The following is a 16,553-nucleotide window of genomic DNA, read 5'->3' on the forward strand; positions in this document are numbered from 1 at the left end:
CTACATTTTTCGTCACATCGTTACATACGCCGTCATATGATAGAGAACCGAAAGGGGGAATGAAGCTTGCAATTAGCGGAGCTATTAAAAGACTGGCCGTGTAGCGTAACTGGGGGATCTATTCGCACAACTATTACAGGAGTCGAGGATTATGCTCAGGCAGTAAAACCTGGGGATATTTTTATTGTACGTAAAGGTAAGAAGACATCGGGAAGTCGTTTTGTAAAAGAAGCATTAGCCCGGGGTGCTGCCGCGATAGTATCAGAAGAAAGTATTTCAATGCCTATTACCGATCAAAATATTCCTTTTGTTTGGGTTCCAAATACAGCCTTATTTTTATCGTATGCGAGTGCAAAGCTTTCAGCCTTTCCCGCAGAAGCATTAACAGTCATTGCGATTACAGGTACAAATGGTAAAACAACAGTGAGTCATTTCTTGAGCCAATTATTAAGAGCCCTACATAAAAACGTTGCAGTTATTGGAACAGTAGGATTTTTCATCAATGAACAGAAACAACAAACCGTGTATGAGCAATTAACTACATTACAGGCGAAAGAGTTGCATCCGATTTTAAAGCAATGTGTACGAAATGGTGTTACACATGTTGTTTTAGAAGCTTCATCAATGGGATTACAGCAAAATAGACTTGATCATTGTGATATCGATTGTGGTGTTTTTTTAAATTTATCGGAGGATCATTTAGAAGATCACGGAGGACTCGAGGCATATAAGCGTGCGAAAAAAAGGCTGGCAGATTTATCGAAAAAGCTAGTGCTAAATGGAGATGATAATTTTTGCCGTTCCGTCGGTATTTATGATAAGAAAAAATCTTGCTCATTTGGCTTTGATAATCATAATGATTTACATATCCAAATTGTCAGTGAATCATTTGGAAAAACGGTACTTTGTTTACAAACATCATCGACTGAGCATATTGTAGAAATCCCTTTTGTTGGTAAATATCATGTACAAAATGCTGTAGCTGCGTTGATGACTTTATGGCGCCTAGGTTTCTCAATTGAAGAGATAGCAGAGCATATGTGGGTGTTAAGGCTACCAGAAGGAAGACTTGAGAAAATAGACAATCCATTTGGGATTGATGTGTATGTAGATTATGCACATACTGCAGAGGCATTACAGGCTGTTCTGCAAACTTTTGATCGCTCGAAAACCCTTTACCTTGTATTTAGCTGCGGGGGGAATCGAGATAAGGCAAAACGTTTTGCGATGGGAGCAGTAGCTAGTAAGTATGCGGATGTCATTTTTTTAACAACTGATAATCCACGTGATGAAGACCCAATTTTAATTAATGAAAGTATTATTGCTGGTTTTACTGAGCAGCAATATTATGAAGTCTATCTAGATCGGAAAGTTGCTATTCATCAAGCATTAGCAAAGGCAGAAAAAGGCGATATTGTACTTGTTGCCGGAAAAGGGCATGAACAGACCCAACAAATAAAAAATCAAAAATTCCCTTTTTCCGATCAACAATGTATTCGAGATTACTTTTTAAATCTTATGTCTAAGGACGGCGTTGAATGACAAAGAAAGAACCCGTCGCAATAGCAAGTTTTCGTCCTGTCTCATCCTCGATATCACATTCCATCACAAGTGTCTGACGCCCTTTATGTACGAAACGTCCACGAGCAATAAGTTCTTTGTTGGTTGTTGTAGCAATATAAGAGATATTCATATTTGTTGTGACAACATTAAAGCCTTCTGGCACTGAACGTGAAGCAAGTCCTCCCATTGCTGCATCTGCAATTGTTGCAATAATCCCGCCGTGTGGTACCTTAATGGTATTATGGATAACAGGTGTAATGGGCATGCGAACTTCGCTAATTTCAGGCTCAAATTTGCCAACCATGTGTAAGGCAGCATTAATATAGCGTCGATGAATACCTTGTTGCTTATCGTGAAGGCCAGACAATAAATGCAGTAAAACTTCCTCATCTTCAGCTGTACTATGTTGTAAAATCTCTGCAAGTAATTGTTCTATTTCTTTTTTAGACGATTGTACCAATTTAAAAACTCCTTCATTTAAAAATATCAATAATGTAAAATTACCATAAAATCTGTTATGATGGAAAAGAGATTGGGGGAATTAAAAATGATGATGACCTCTGACTGGGCAATCATTTTGGATGAGGCCGATGCGCTTTGTGAGATGATTCTTTCCTCTGAACCTGCGAAAATGCTGCAGCAAGCATATAATGCTGTGTATAGCGATGTCCAAATAGTCGAAGCTATTTATGCATTTAATCGCATGAAAGAGCAGTATGAAGATGTACAACGTTTCGGAAAATATCATCCGGACTATCATACAATTATGAAATCGATTCGTCAGCAAAAGCGCGCACTCGATTTAAATGAAAAGGTTTCAGCTTTAAGAATTGCTGAGAACGATTTTCAAGATTTACTTGATCAAATAAGCTTACTTATAGGGAAAAATGTTTCAGAAGCGGTAAAAGTTCCTGTAAGTAATCCGTTCTTTGCATCAGGTTCTTCATGTGGTGGAGGATGTGGCTCAGGCGGTTCTTGCTCTTGCTCTGCATAAACAAGGTAATACTTTTTCTTAGACTGTATGCAAACTCGGGTGAGTTTCTATACAGTCTTTTTTATACTATGCTACAGTAGCGACAGCCATAAACATCAGGGTGTAATTACTGCAGAAAAATTGTATAGTAATTGCATAGGTGTTATAGAAATTGAAGGAGGATTAACAGATGAAGACTTATCGAATTGCCGTTATACCAGGAGATGGGATTGGTAAAGAGGTAGTACCAGCGGCGATAGAAGTTCTTGATAAAGCCGCTCAATTAGATGGCAGCTTTCAATTTGAATGGACCACATTCCCATGGGGTTGTGATTATTATTTAGAGACAGGTAAAATGATGCCTGATAATGGTATTGAAATTTTGAAAGGTTACGATCAAATCTTTTTAGGTGCTGTAGGCATGCCAGATTTAGTACCAGACCATATTTCATTATGGGGCCTACTTATTAAAATTCGCCGTGAGATGAAGCAATCTATTAATGTGCGTCCAGCAAAATTACTTCAAGGTTTACCTTCACCTTTACGTAACCCAAATGGTTTTGATTTTGTTGTTGTACGTGAAAACTCAGAGGGAGAGTATGCTGAGAGTGGTGGCAGAATACATAGTGGACAGGATGAGGTCGCTATCCAAAATGCTATTTTTACAAGGAAAGGAACAGAGCGTGCAATGCGATATGCATTTGAAATGGCGAAAACTCGACGCCAGCATGTTACAAGTGCCACAAAATCTAACGGAATTACATACAGTATGCCTTTTTGGGATGAAATATTTGCGCAAGTAGGTAAAGATTACGAGAATATAGGACAAGTATCTAATCATATTGATGCTTTAGCTGCCTTTTTAGTAATGAAGCCAGAAAACTTTGATGTCATTGTTGCATCCAATTTATTTGGGGATATTTTAACAGACTTAGGTGGTGCGATTATGGGAAGTATCGGAATTGCTCCAGCTGCAAATTTAAATATAGAAAGACAATATCCATCCATGTTTGAACCAGTTCATGGCTCTGCTCCTGACATTGCAGGACAAGGTATAGCAAATCCACTTGGACAAATTTGGACAGGTAAAATGATGCTTGATTTCTTAGGCTATCATGAAATTGGTACAAAAGTGCTGAATGCGATGGAAGCGACACTAGCTGAAGGTATTAAAACAGGCGATTTGGGCGGAACAGCGACATTACGTGATGTAACGGATGCTGTATTACATCATCTACAATAAAGCAAAACTTTAAACAGTGGGGTTTTCTTCAGCCCCGCTGTTTAAAAATTAATTGGAATAATATAAATGAAATCGTAGGGAGAATATTCTTCCTATTTTTTTATGGGAAAATGTAGATTAGTTAAGCTAAATCATGAACTAAATTGTCTAATGTATAGAAGGGAGTGAGTTACATTATTCGTTTAATTAAAAAAGCTCAAAAAGGAAATGAAAAAGCCTTTTTAAAACTTTTTCAAATGTATGAAGCAGATATATATCGAATGGCATTTGTTTATTTAAAGAATGAAGAGGAGGCTCTAGATATTGTACAAGAAACCGCTTATAAAGCGTTCGATAAAATTGAAAGCTTAAAAGAACCTGCGTACATTAAAACATGGCTTATTAAGATTACCATTAGTAATTCACTGAATCGTTTAAAAAAGCTAGAAAAGATTGTGCCTATGCAAAATGAATACATAGACAATATACAGTTTGAACAGGGTGACCATACCGTTAAAGTCTTGCTACAACAGATACTAGAGGAATTAACAAGCGATGAAAAAGGAATTGTATTACTGAAATATTATGAGGGCTATACTTTTCAAGAAATTGCTGACACGCTCCAAATCCCATTAGGAACAGTAAAGTCAATCCTTTATCGTGCATTGAAAAAGTTACGTGTTCAAGTAGAGGAGGCAGATTTTTATGGATAAGTTAAAAGAGTCAGTAGAGTCGATTCCATTACCGCAGGATTTACACAAAAGAGCGAAAATGGGTGTTAGCCAAGTAAAGAAAAAAAGGAAGAGAACATGGCTCATTCCTTCAGTGGCTACCGTATTTCTAGCTAGCTCTATTACAGTTGGTGCTGCAATGAATGACAATGTAAAAAATTTGCTATGGCAAATTAGCCCTGAAATAGCTGCATTACTTGAACCAATAGAAAGTACTGTTGAATATGATGGGGTAAAAATGGAAATCGTTTCAGCAATGCAAGATGAAGATATGGCAGTAGTGTATGTGACATTGCAGGATGTTGAAGGAAACCGTATTGATGAAACATTGGATATTTATGATTATTCCATGTCAAAAGGACGGTCTTTTACTGTGGAAAGAATTGGTTATGATGCTACAACGAAAACAGCCTTAGTTCGATTCATGTCATTTAATGGGAGTAGTACAGATAATTTTAAGTTAAAAATCCGTTCTTTTTTAAATGATAAATCAGTGTTAGAGGATGTAACATTCCCACTAGATTTACAAGATGTAAAAGAACAACAAACAGAGCTTTTGCCAGATGGGACAATTCGAGGCGGAGCGTCTCCTGGAGAGGATGTATATGTACTGCCTGCAGGTAAATTGAATATTCAAACTCAACTATATGACGGAATGAGAATGACAAATATAGGACTTCAAAATGACAAACTCTATGTGCAAATAGAGTGGCCAGCCAATAATGCGATTGATCACGGACAATTTTATTTGGTAAATCAAGTCGGGCAGAAGATTCATCCTACAGAGAGATATTCCTATGGGAGAGATGAACAAGGAACACCCATTTATGCTTATAATTATGAGGAAAATATATTTGATGTGAAGGATATCGATTTAGCTAAGCACGAGTTGCAGGCCAAGATTTATACAGCTGGTCAATATGTGGAGGGTGATTGGGAAGCAACCTTCAAACTAAAAGAGATGAGAGGGCAGTCAGTGCCATTTGCTATGAATTTTGGTGACTGGAAAGCGAAAGAGCTGAAGATTTCTCCACTGGGTTTAACGTTCATAGGGGAAGGCGATGCGACAGAAACGGAAGAATTAACGGCTACAATTGTTAATAAAGACGGAAGTCATAAGGAATTGACAAGTTTAGTTTCCTTCACGGATGAAAATCAAGTGAAACTAAAGTTAATGTCAGAGGAACCATTAAAGCCCGAACAAATTAAATCCATTATGATTAATGGATTTAAAGTGGATTTTTAACATAAGAGGACGTTTCTGGTATCGTGAATAATGAACTTTATCAGGAGGGATAAATTGTTTAAGTATATATTGCAACTTATAATTGGAATTTTAATTTTAGCTGAATCAACATTTATAGCTTGGTATGAGGGAAGTGCCATTATAGAAAATTCTTTGGAATGGAAGTATTCAACACCGTTTAAAGAGTTATTTAACATTGGTATTACAAATGGGCATGATATTAGCCAACTCGATTATTTGGTTTATTCAGCTAAATTCCAGCCTTTATTCCCTACTATTATGATGGTTAGTGTCCTCTACATTCTGAGTGTAATTGGCTACTATTAGAAATCCATTCCTTTAATACATTATTTTGGGTAAAATCTAATTAATTATAGCTTAAAGGGGGGAGATTTATGTGAAGAATGTTAATGGGGATTATAATTATATTCAAATTTCCATAATAATTGTTTTTACTTTGTTATTGGTATTTGCAATATTAATTGCTGTAAAAAGTTATTTTAATAACAAAGAAATAGGCTTGCTTTCTTCAGAATGTTTAAAAAAAGATGGAGAGTACGAATTAGTAATTACTAATAAGTTAACTCAGAGTTATGAGTTTTCTTGTAATGAGAAAGAGGAACATTAAAGATTCTAAGAGTAGCGTTAACCATTCTTTTTCGTTTTTTGTCGAAGTCGTGTGAGGGGGAAATACAGGGGAAGTGACAACTATAAATGGCAAATAATTTATTGGTGAAGCAGACCATAAGAACCTTTCATAAAGGGTGAGAGCAAGATTTGTTAAATTATTGATGTTGCATTAATTTACGTAAATGATGTGCCTGTGATGTACTATGAGAAATCCCCATGTCCTAACCGTCCGTAGGAAAAGGGCAAAATCTACTCAATTGAAGATTTGCCCTTTGTTTTATTTAAATTTTTAGCGACCAAATAATAAAATAGGTCATCTTTGTTTATGCCTTGTTTAATTGAATATTCGCATCCCGAAATAGTCAAACTTTTTTATAAAAACCAAACTAGATAAATAAAGAACCAACTGATTTGATCAAACTTTGTTTCATTTCTTTCAGTATAAAATCAGCGTTTGCAACTTATTTTTAATCGAACTTTATTAAAAAGCTACATCTTTTAAAAATAAAAGCAGAATTAGTCCTTCAACTAATTCTGCAAAAAGCTATTATAATGTGTAACATTTTATTTGCAATATTGTTAAATCTTTAACAGTAGAAAATAACTTGACTTTTAATAAAACATTTGGATACAATTTTATTTTTTTCTAAACAGTGTATCCCCAAGAGGGATGCCAACCACAACAACCAAAACCGTTAGAATTACCAGTGCTTGAAAAATCAAATACGCAACTTGATCGAACATCGTATCTCTCCTTCTTTTTTTATAATTCCTACCTAATATTCTGTAATTATCCAACTCCTGTTAAAGAGTAATAAAGAACAAAATGCTTTTAATAATATAGTTTACTTCATTACAACGTATGTATGCAGTCGTTATTTTTTATATTTTGTGATCTTCAACAATAGGACGCGGCTCTTTGGGTATAAATGCTTATACTAAAAATGAGATTTTGCACCAAGTTATTGCGCATAAAATTCATCATATAGGGCAGCTGTCTTTGTACCGCTAATTATAATAGGTAGAGAAATTAAAAAAGGTAAGGGCTGTTAAAAGAAGGCCCTCACCAATTAAGTGTTAATTATAATAAAATGAAGCCAAATCTCCATTTTATTATTTTTGTTTTTGTAGTAATTCTACAGCAATATCAGGTCGATCTGTAATAATACCTTTTGCACCGTTGTGAATTAATTTATTCATTGTTGCTACGTCATTGATAGTCCAATAATGAACAGGAATGTTTAAATTGTTTAGAAACTGGATAAACTTCGGAGATTCCAGTGTGATTACTCCTGATTTAGGCGGTATCTGGAATACGTCTACCTTTGGATGATATAAGTGTCCAAACTGGCTTGAGAAAGAAGCAAATGCTTTACGAACATCTGATTCACCTGCACCGAGCGCTACTTGATTTTGTGCATATAAATTAAAGCGATCGATCTGTTCACCGTAAAAGCTTGTGACAACTACTCGATTCTCAGCACCAAGTTCTTCAATTAAACGCCATAGTTTAGATGGCATTAAACTTCCTTCATACGTATCTGGTGCATCTTTAATATCAATATTTACTAACATGTTTGGATAAGTTTCTAATAGTTCACGTAATGATACAACGTCTATTTTTTCATCTCGATAAGGATATCCCCCATCTAAATCTTCAAATTGATAACCGTGGTTTAATGCATTTATTTCCGCAAAAGTCATATCTGCAACAAGTCCATAGCCATCTGTCGTACGATCGACAGTATCATCGTGGAAAACGATAATTTCCTCATCTTTGGTTAAGCGAATATCTATTTCAAAGCCGTCAACACCTAACTGTGCGGCTTTTTCAAAAGCAGGCATTGTATGCTCAGGTGCTATATGAGCACCGCCACGATGTGCGAGAATAATTGGGTGATCAAATTGTAATGCTTGTTTCCCCTCTCGTTGTTGAGGTTTAGAAATAGCTTTACTACCTGCCCAAGCAGCTGCACTTGCCGCTGCGATTGCAAGAGCAATCTTTGTTTTCTTACCCATATTCGTCCTCCTTAACAATTAAATTAATATAAATAGTACTGGCAATTTCACTTTTTCAGCAATTGTTTTGTGTAGCGAGAGCAAAGCGTCAGCTACAATTATGCCGAGGCATAATTGATTTTTCAGTGAGCAATCTAACGTAAACTAGAACTCTATAACTTACATAAGTGAATATAAAACGTGTAGTCAAAGTTGTATGCTTTTCCATTATAACGGAAAATTGAGCGTTCTGTCAGCTAAACTCTGTTGCTATCATTTTCCGGTCTATGGTATTCTTTTATGTAAGAAATGAGGGGAATACTATGAACGAACGCCAAGGACTAATCGTTTACGTCCATCAATTAAAACATGCGAAGTCTCTTCGAAAATATGGTCATGTTCTTTATATTTCTCGGAGGCAAAAATATGTAGTAATTTATTGCGAGCGAGAGGAAATTGAACCAATGACAACAAAACTACAACGCCTTCCATTCGTGAAAGACGTTGTAAAGTCTTATCGTCCATTTGTTAAAACTGAGTATGAAAATGCAAAACCAGATAAAGCGAAAGAATATGACTACAAAGCGGGTCTATAATACTATGTCAACGATGGAATATAGTGATGAAGTCTCATTATTCCAATCAAGTATTGATAAAATAGTTTTGATTCCGAAAATATAGAAGAGTGCTTTATTTCTACAACAACCGCTTTTCGATCTAGTCGTTTAATACTTTCTTCAAACATTTTTTGTCGCTGCGAAGGCTGCTCTTCATTATAAGGGATGCCTTCTCGACAAATATAAATCGGCATGAATTTACTTTCACCGACTGGTTTTAAAGCGACTGCTAAAGAGGCAACCTTTTTTTCTTCTTTAGTGGATGTTAGTATAAAGGCTTGGTGGAAGCGATCTTGGTTGGTTCTCACTATTTCAAGTAGCTCATAAACATCACCATAGCCCTCACCTAATTCTATAAATTGTTGTGGCATAAAAATTGCACATCCTTTCCAATACACATAGTATCATGCTGCGGGAGGTCAAGCACATGAAATTTGCAATGAGTTTTTTTTCTATTCTAGCACTAATCATTACCGGAACGTTATTTTTTCAGTATCATGCTTATTCTTCTGACTTAGAGACAGGCGATGGCGAATTCCGTTATTCACAAGAGATAGAGATTGTCTATCGAGAAAATAGCTTGGATATTCGTCAACATTTTAAAAATTTACCCAACCAAAAAGTGAAGATAGAGTGGCCAGAAAATGCGATAAATCCTAGTTGCTTTATCGATAACGAAAAAAGTTGTGATCGCTTATCAAAAGAAGTCTCGTATTTTCAAAAAGGGGAGACTAAATCACAATCTGTTTCATACATAATTCCAATTAAGGATGGCTTAAAAGATAAAATGCTCATCCAAAATGCTTTCGCCACATTAACGAATGGTGAATCATCTTACTCTGTTGTACATATTTCAACGGATAGTAAAATTGTTGGTCAGTGGGTAACGGGCTTGCCTTTAGTAGGTCAGCAAAAACTATCACTTGTTAACTATACAATGTTTAGTGGATATGGTACAGTTCGTGATATTTATTGGCAAACGGCTAATTTAAAAGTACAAGAGCAAACTCCTGTATTGTCTATTTATGCCCCGGGAGCTATTTCGAAGGATTTCTTGAAATCATTGGAGAATTTTAAGTTTTTGAATGATCAACATATTGCTATTATTCAAGATAAGAATCCAGTGAAAGAACATGATGACCGACTTTTATTTTTACCAGAGCTAACGGAACAAGCTGTTGAACAGGAAGTTATACTGTCGCAAATAAAGTCGCAATATAAGTTTAAAGATTCACCGACATGGTTGCCGGAAGTGGTGGCATCCTATTTAGTGAAAGATACGATTGGCTCAGATAAAGCAAAGAAAATCGTGAAGACGTTAAAAGAATATATGACAGCTAATCAAGAGTCGACATGGCAGGAAGCTTTGAATAAACTTGGGGAAGAGCCGATTTCCCCTGCATCAATGGACGATCTTTTATCCGAGGTATTAGATGCAAAAACGTCTTATTTTAAGTTGAATGCTGCTCAAGAAAATGGCACATATCCACTATTATTTGAGGATGAACGAAGTGTTTACGTGAATGATGTTTTGAAAGAAGACGTTCGTGTAATACTTTATGAAGGGCAAGTATTATATAATGCTGATAAATTGTTACCTTATTTAGGCTATACTGCTGGTGAAGGTGAAAATGGGTATTATATCAATAGTGATAATCGTACCTTCCGATTCCCGAAAGAACCAGGATTTTATGTATTTAATCAACGTAGATATTCGACTATTTCAGAACCGATTATTAAAATTGCCAATAATTATTATATTGAAGAAGCTTGGCTACAACGATTATTTTTAGTAGAATTACAAAAAAGTGATGGTCGTATCAATATTAAGTTATTAACACAAGAACAAGAATAAACTTTTTGCAGCGGAGGTTCGTCTTTCGCTGCAAAAATGCTTTTATCTTCAATCAGCATGTTGTTGTTGCGACAACAACAGAGTTTTGACTGTGCGAAAGCGAAGCGACAGCAACAAGAGGGTTTTGACTGTGCGAAAGCGAAGCGACAGCAACAACAACAATTACGCCAAGGCGAAATTGATTTATGGAAAAAGAAAGTACGGTGATTTACCTATGAGAGTTGTAGCAGGAGAACGTAAAGGGATGCCTTTAAAGGCAATTGCAGGGAACACGACGAGACCTACAACTGATAAAGTAAAGGAATCCATATTTAATATTATTGGCCCATTCTTCGATGGAGGTATAGCGCTCGATTTATTTGCAGGGAGTGGTGGCTTAGGTATCGAATCTTTAAGTAGAGGGGCTGAGCACGCCGTATTTATTGAAAAAGATGCAAAGGCGTTCCAAGTACTACAGGATAACATAAAAAAATGTCGTTACGAGGATTGCTCTGAGCTTTTTCGTATCGATGCGAAACGTGCTGTGAAAGCGTTATTAAAACGTGATATTACGTTTAAATTAGTATTTTTAGATCCACCATATCATCATAAAGAATATTATGACTTAGTACAGATTCTTGTTGACAATGATAAAATTCAACATGATGGCATTATTTTATGTGAGCATGCAAAAGAAGTAGAATTACCACAGATATTTGGGGACTTTGTATTAAAAAGACAAGAAACATATGGCGGAACGATTATATCCGTTTATCTTCATTCGGAGGGTGTCTAAGCACCCCTTGGACATTGATCGTTGCATAGAGGAAGAGGGAGAATAAGTTGTCAGAGAAGATTGCTGTAGTTCCTGGAAGTTTTGATCCGGTGACATTTGGTCACTTAGATATTATTAAACGGGCGGCAGATGTATTTGACACAGTTTATGTTGCTGTTTTAAATAATTCATCCAAGCAGCCGTTATTTTCAGTGGAAGAGCGCATGGCATTAATGGCAGAAGTCACTAAAACATTGCCTAATGTACGTATTGAAAGTTCATCGGGGCTATTAATAGACTATGCTAAGGAAAAAAAAGCAAAAGCGATTGTCCGTGGTCTACGTGCTGTTTCGGATTTCGAATACGAAATGCAAATTACTTCGATGAACCGTTTTCTTGATGAAACCATTGAAACGTTTTTCATCATGACAAAAAATCAATATTCATTCTTAAGCTCAAGCATTGTTAAAGAGGTTGCGAAATACGGTAGTGATGTTAGCGAGCTTGTTCCTGCTTGTGTTGTAGAAGCTTTGAAGGAAAAGTATCATTTTTAACTTTTTTTAGCCCGTGTCCAAAAACATCTGTACCTTTCGTTAAACTTTCGGTACATAAGACGAAATAGAGGTCTAAGAACGCCACGCAAGCGACAGCAACGAGGCATAATTGTTAAATAAACTAAAAGAATGAGGCTGGGACAAAAACTAGTCTAAGCTTTAAAAAGCGCGAGAAATCAATTTTTAGAAAAGTTGATTTCCCGCGCTTTTTTGACGTAGAATTTTGTCCTGGTTTTATTTATTTGACAAAAAATGGATTTGGGAATTATCATAATACTTTCTGCGCTATTATTTGTGATTAAATCCGAGGGAAGCTATAGGAGTAGGGGAATGATTGATTTCCTCTGCTGTGCTTACTCCTAAGTCCATTCTTTACTCCTCATGCCAATCATTAAATAGTAAACCTTATCTTTACTCTCTCTAAAGAACGATTATTTATTTTAAGAAAAAAAGAGCATAAATAGTGGGTACAATGATTATGCTAAGTAGGCGGAATTTTATATATGGTCGAACGGAAAGCTTGGCTGATTTCGCAATTACGAAAATTTGTAAGTGAATGCTTATACTTTGCATTGTTAACAACATAACAACTAGTAATGGTAAATATGGGAGATCTGGAAATGCTGAGACGGTCATTTTAAGTCCATTTGTAACTTCAAGAATGGCTGCTATGGAAAGCTCAGCTGTATAGGGAAGTTTAGGTATCAGTGAATCTAAGCCTTGCTGGACAATCGTTTGGATGGTAGTGAAAAAAATTATTGTAGTTCCAACTAAAAGTATTGTCGGTGCTGTTTCTTTAATACTTTCAGAAAATGGTGCTGTATGCAAAGGTGTATTGTGTATGGAGATGCTAGGAGGATCCGTTTTACGAAATAAGAAGTAACCAGTTATTAAACAGCAAATATTAAAACTATGTAGTAAACATAAAAACATCCATCCGAACGTATTACTGTGTAATAAATCAAGGCTTACAAAGCCTAGCACGAAAAGAGGACTAGGTGCGTGACATACGGCTAATAAAAAATTTGCTTCTTTTGGATGTAGTTGCCCACTGTTTTTTAAGTAAACAATCGTTGTTGCTCCAGATGGATACCCTCCGAGTGCGCTAATAATGTAGGCTTGTACGTATAAAGAAGCTCTTTTTGTTTTAGTTCGCATAGGAGCTGTTAAACGGAGAAGCCATTGCGTTAAAATAAGGTAAGGTAATAAATACGGAAAAAGGGCCTCCATAAAGAGGTTTAAACCTAAATCAGTACCATTATGAGCAGTTTGTGGGAATAACAAGAGTAATAGAATAAGAACTATGCAAATCGCTATTTGAATTATCGCATACATGTTATCATCTCGTTTCAACTTTTTGTCATTCACATAGGCAAATGCTAAAATCAATATATGTAAAAAAGGCAAAAACATGAACGTATGGTTTTGCGAGCGTCCTAGGAGGTGTTTTTCTTTGAAGAAAAAAATTAGTATTTATGCAGTGTTAATAGTCGTGATTTGTTTTTTAATGTTGTTCCGACTAGACGCTTATATCATGAAGCCGGGAAGTGCTTATGATGTCAGTAAATTTGTTAACGTTGAAAATAGTCACACCGATGATAAAGGATCATTGAGCTTAATGACGGTGGCTATGCAGCAAGCAACGCCTTTTTCATATTTATGGGCGAAAACCCAAAAATATCAAAAACTAATGAATATTGAACAAGTTCGAAATCCATTAGAGGATGAAGAGGAATATAATGTTCGACAGTTTAAATTAATGTCTGATTCTCAATTTAATGCAAAGTATATAGCTTTTCAGAGGGCTGGTCTCCAAACAAAAATTCTCTTTAATGGTGTTTTTGTATTAAATGTCCTAGATGGCGGTGCTTCGGATAATTTATTAAAAGCTGGTGATGAAATTATTGAGGTTGATGGACAAAAAATTAAAAATCAACAAACGCTTGTAGATCTTTTAAAGCCAAAGCAACTTGGAGATAAGGTGACAATTAAATTTAATCGTAATACAAAAGAACAAGAGGTAACGATTACATTAAAGGAAATCCCTAAATCAGAAGAGAAAAGGGCAGGATTAGGTATTACTTATACTGAAAGTAAATCTATTGAAACAAATCCAAATGTGTCTATGAAAACGGAGGATATTGGAGGTCCGTCTGCTGGGCTAATGTTTACCTTAGAAATTTTAGACCAACTTCTCGAAGAAGATTTAACGAAAGGTTATGCTATTGCGGGGACAGGTGAAATGCTGGTAGATGGCTCTGTTGGAAGAATTGGTGGAATAGACTATAAAGTCATTGCTGCTGATCGTGATGGTATGGAAATCTTTTTTGCACCAGATGATGAAATTACTCCAGAAATGAAAGCTAAATATCCTGAACTGGAATCTAATTATGCTACAGCAGTAAAGATTGCGAAAGAAATTGGAACAAAAATGAAAATAGTTCCGGTTAAAACTGTGGATGATGCAATCGAATATTTAAAACAGTTACATCCGAAATAGGTTTTCACTGTAACGATGGGTTAGTTTCCATTGCGGTTTGGTTCTTTCCTGGGAGTGTCCAATGAGACGCTTGGGCAACTAAAGAGGTTTGTCTAGCAACAGCGACAGCAGGAGGTTGATACGAAGGCGTATTACAGGGAGTGATGCTCCTAGTCTTCGTTCCTCTAATTGCTTGCTAATGTTGATGGGGAAAAATGATAAAAAAGCCTGGTTACTCAAAATTAATTGAGTAACCAGGCTTTTTTGTTTACCTTGATGTTTTAAAAATCTAACTTAATTCTCTGCTACAAGTTTTATTATTTTTCCTTCTTCATTAACTACGGCAATCGCTTTTGAAGTATCTATGTTGTAAATAGCATAAATTTTTGTTTCAACTGGATAAATATTTGAAGACAATTCTTTACTGTCTTGCTCTTTGTTGAGGTCGTATTTTACTTCGCCTAACTTTTCGCCAAGTTGGTTATTTTCTAAAACTTCTTCAGTCATAATGTAATGTGTATTATTGTACTTTACGAATTGAAATGCCCAAGAAGATGAAGAATTGCATCCTATTAACAAGAAAATTAACAAAAAACAATAAAAATATAAAAAATACTTCAAAGCCATACCTCCTGAAGAATTTTTTGTAGTTTTCCATTTCTTAAAAACGAATCGGTGGTGTTTGATAATCTTTAGGAAGACTTTGCTCTTTTGTTCCTTGTTCTATACTTAAATTGTAAACCTCTGCTGCATGTATATCTACAGCAAGCATAGCATCATCCATAGCAGCTACACGACTGATTAAAGGTAAAGGTATATCTTTTTTATGCATTCCTAAATAACGTTGTCCCTTCTTGCTCATACCAAGTAAACGTATGCTAGATGGGGCGTCAAAGCTTTGCAACTGTTCCTTTGTAAACCCAGTATAAATGTGTGTAAGCATGCGTTGAAGTCGCGTCCAAGTATAGCGTTTTGATTTAATTTTCTCCATAAAGCTACTGAATGAATGACTTGTTTTCGCTGCTTTAATTAGAGCGTTTTCAATGCCTTCTGTTACTTCTGCATAGCGCGTAAGTTCATGAGGTGTGTGACGAATAAGCGTAAACTGTAACAATGGCCAAAAAGTTTCCCAACTTGCAAATTCACCATATTTTTCGTACCAATCAGCTAAATAATCAAACGATGCTTTAGGGAGAAAATCTTCCACACTTTGAAGCGTGTTGGTTGTTGCTAGAGCCTTGCGTATTCCTGTAGCACTAGCTATGGATGCCCCTTCTTGCAAAGCGTCATGGTAACCTGCAACAATGCGAGGGATCGTTAAAGGTTTAATGTTACTACCTAGAGTCGTTGCAGCCTCAATATAATGAAAACCAAGTATATTGTTTGGTTGTCCCAAATCAATGTATGTTGCAGGGAATTTTTGAGAAAGCTGTTCATAGGCGTAATGTAGACTTTTGGGATAGCTTGCACCCGTTTTAAGGCTTTCTTTAATAAGAGTGTTATATTCAGTGCGATGATTATTAATGAGCTGAAACGTATTCATAAAGGGTTGAATGGAACCGTCTTCACTTCCAAAGGCAAAAGAATCGCAACCAATTGCAGATAGTAAGGAAATTGCTCCTTTTGCGAAATCAGTTGCAGGTGCGGTACTATAAACGTAGGGTAGTTCAATGACAATATCAACACCACCTGCGAGAGCCATTTTTGTGCGTGTCCATTTATCAACCATGGCTGGTTCACCACGCTGCAAAAAATCTCCACTCATGACTGCAACGACAATATCCGCTTGTGCTACTTTTTTTGCCTGTTCTAAATGATAGGCGTGTCCGTTGTGAAAAGGATTGTATTCAACAACTATTCCGACTGCTTGCAAATTTAAGCCCCCTTTACCAATGTCATTTGCTTCTCGTTCTTACTTAGAACCTTTTTCT

At 36.0% G+C, this 16,553-nt stretch carries 18 protein-coding genes; 12 read left to right on the forward strand and 6 right to left on the reverse strand.

Features of this window, described 5'->3' with window-relative positions; translation table 11 throughout:
• The first annotated feature begins 66 nt into the window (after positions 1–66).
• Complete coding sequence (locus ACIPKN_RS05235) at positions 67–1,542, forward strand: UDP-N-acetylmuramoyl-L-alanyl-D-glutamate--2,6-diaminopimelate ligase (RefSeq protein ID WP_400934122.1); 1,476 nt, start codon at positions 67–69, stop codon at positions 1,540–1,542.
• Here ACIPKN_RS05235 and ACIPKN_RS05240 read toward each other — a convergent pair.
• Positions 1,523–2,023: a PaaI family thioesterase gene (locus ACIPKN_RS05240; protein WP_400934125.1), complete on the reverse strand. Its 501-nt coding sequence runs from the start codon at positions 2,021–2,023 to the stop codon at positions 1,523–1,525. The genes ACIPKN_RS05235 and ACIPKN_RS05240 overlap by 20 nt on opposite strands.
• A gap of 87 nt (positions 2,024–2,110) precedes the next feature.
• Between ACIPKN_RS05240 and ACIPKN_RS05245 the strand changes: the two genes are divergently transcribed.
• The 6 genes from ACIPKN_RS05245 (at position 2,111) to ACIPKN_RS05270 (ending at position 6,363) form a co-directional block, all read left to right on the forward strand.
• Positions 2,111–2,557 (forward strand): YlbF/YmcA family competence regulator, encoded by a 447-nt coding sequence (locus ACIPKN_RS05245; protein ID WP_400934127.1) that lies wholly within the window; start codon positions 2,111–2,113, stop codon positions 2,555–2,557.
• Between the two features lie 169 nt (positions 2,558–2,726).
• The gene (locus ACIPKN_RS05250) at positions 2,727–3,779 is read left to right on the forward strand and encodes a tartrate dehydrogenase (RefSeq protein ID WP_400934128.1); all 1,053 of its coding nucleotides are present in this window, start codon (positions 2,727–2,729) and stop codon (positions 3,777–3,779) included.
• 164 nt (positions 3,780–3,943) lie between these two features.
• Positions 3,944–4,471, forward strand: coding sequence for an RNA polymerase sigma factor (locus tag ACIPKN_RS05255; protein WP_400934130.1), 528 nt, complete (start codon positions 3,944–3,946; stop codon positions 4,469–4,471).
• Positions 4,464–5,735, forward strand: a complete 1,272-nt coding sequence (locus tag ACIPKN_RS05260; RefSeq protein WP_400934132.1) for a hypothetical protein — start codon at positions 4,464–4,466, stop codon at positions 5,733–5,735. Before ACIPKN_RS05255 ends, ACIPKN_RS05260 begins: the two co-directional genes overlap by 8 nt.
• Positions 5,736–5,789: 54 nt before the next feature.
• On the forward strand, positions 5,790–6,062 hold the full coding sequence (locus tag ACIPKN_RS05265) for a YjdJ family protein (RefSeq protein WP_400934134.1): 273 nt from the start codon (positions 5,790–5,792) through the stop codon (positions 6,060–6,062).
• A 70-nt stretch (positions 6,063–6,132) separates the two neighbouring features.
• On the forward strand, positions 6,133–6,363 hold the full coding sequence (locus tag ACIPKN_RS05270) for a hypothetical protein (protein WP_400934137.1): 231 nt from the start codon (positions 6,133–6,135) through the stop codon (positions 6,361–6,363).
• A 1,115-nt stretch (positions 6,364–7,478) separates the two neighbouring features.
• On the opposite strand, the gene ACIPKN_RS05275 is transcribed toward ACIPKN_RS05270, so the two are convergent.
• Positions 7,479–8,384 carry a glycerophosphodiester phosphodiesterase family protein gene (locus ACIPKN_RS05275; protein ID WP_400934140.1) on the reverse strand — a complete coding sequence of 302 codons (906 nt, stop codon included), beginning with the start codon at positions 8,382–8,384 and terminating at the stop codon, positions 7,479–7,481.
• A 302-nt stretch (positions 8,385–8,686) separates the two neighbouring features.
• On the opposite strand from ACIPKN_RS05275, the gene ACIPKN_RS05280 reads away from it, so the two are divergent.
• Complete coding sequence (locus tag ACIPKN_RS05280; RefSeq protein ID WP_142507570.1) at positions 8,687–8,959, forward strand: YlbG family protein; 273 nt, start codon at positions 8,687–8,689, stop codon at positions 8,957–8,959.
• A gap of 2 nt (positions 8,960–8,961) precedes the next feature.
• Here ACIPKN_RS05280 and ACIPKN_RS05285 read toward each other — a convergent pair whose 3' ends face one another.
• Entirely contained in the window at positions 8,962–9,351 is a 390-nt protein-coding gene (locus ACIPKN_RS05285) for a DUF7147 family protein (protein WP_142507569.1), read from the reverse strand.
• Positions 9,352–9,407: 56 nt separating this feature from the next.
• Here ACIPKN_RS05285 and ACIPKN_RS05290 point away from each other — a divergent pair, with 56 nt between their 5' ends.
• The 3 genes from ACIPKN_RS05290 to coaD all read left to right on the forward strand — a co-directional run bounded on the left by ACIPKN_RS05290 (position 9,408) and on the right by coaD (position 12,143).
• The gene (locus ACIPKN_RS05290) at positions 9,408–10,835 is read left to right on the forward strand and encodes an RNA polymerase II (RefSeq protein ID WP_400934143.1); all 1,428 of its coding nucleotides are present in this window, start codon (positions 9,408–9,410) and stop codon (positions 10,833–10,835) included.
• Positions 10,836–11,049: 214 nt separating this feature from the next.
• Positions 11,050–11,610 (forward strand): 16S rRNA (guanine(966)-N(2))-methyltransferase RsmD, encoded by a 561-nt coding sequence (rsmD, locus tag ACIPKN_RS05295; protein ID WP_323653073.1) that lies wholly within the window; start codon positions 11,050–11,052, stop codon positions 11,608–11,610.
• Positions 11,611–11,657: 47 nt separating this feature from the next.
• Positions 11,658–12,143, forward strand: a complete 486-nt coding sequence (gene coaD / locus ACIPKN_RS05300) for a pantetheine-phosphate adenylyltransferase (protein ID WP_142507566.1) — start codon at positions 11,658–11,660, stop codon at positions 12,141–12,143.
• 435 nt (positions 12,144–12,578) lie between these two features.
• Here coaD and ACIPKN_RS05305 read toward each other — a convergent pair whose 3' ends face one another.
• Complete coding sequence (locus ACIPKN_RS05305; RefSeq protein WP_255504992.1) at positions 12,579–13,478, reverse strand: hypothetical protein; 900 nt, start codon at positions 13,476–13,478, stop codon at positions 12,579–12,581.
• Between the two features lie 118 nt (positions 13,479–13,596).
• On the opposite strand from ACIPKN_RS05305, the gene ACIPKN_RS05310 reads away from it, so the two are divergent.
• Complete coding sequence (locus ACIPKN_RS05310) at positions 13,597–14,643, forward strand: SepM family pheromone-processing serine protease (protein WP_400934148.1); 1,047 nt, start codon at positions 13,597–13,599, stop codon at positions 14,641–14,643.
• A gap of 273 nt (positions 14,644–14,916) precedes the next feature.
• On the opposite strand, the gene ACIPKN_RS05315 is transcribed toward ACIPKN_RS05310, so the two are convergent.
• Entirely contained in the window at positions 14,917–15,243 is a 327-nt protein-coding gene (locus tag ACIPKN_RS05315; protein WP_400934150.1) for a hypothetical protein, read from the reverse strand.
• A 40-nt stretch (positions 15,244–15,283) separates the two neighbouring features.
• Positions 15,284–16,495, reverse strand: coding sequence for a nucleotidyltransferase (locus ACIPKN_RS05320; RefSeq protein ID WP_400934152.1), 1,212 nt, complete (start codon positions 16,493–16,495; stop codon positions 15,284–15,286).
• Between the last annotated feature and the right edge of the window lie 58 nt (positions 16,496–16,553).

This window comes from Lysinibacillus sp. NPDC086135, from assembly GCF_044746345.1.
Classification (GTDB): Bacteria; Bacillota; Bacilli; order Bacillales_A; family Planococcaceae; genus Lysinibacillus.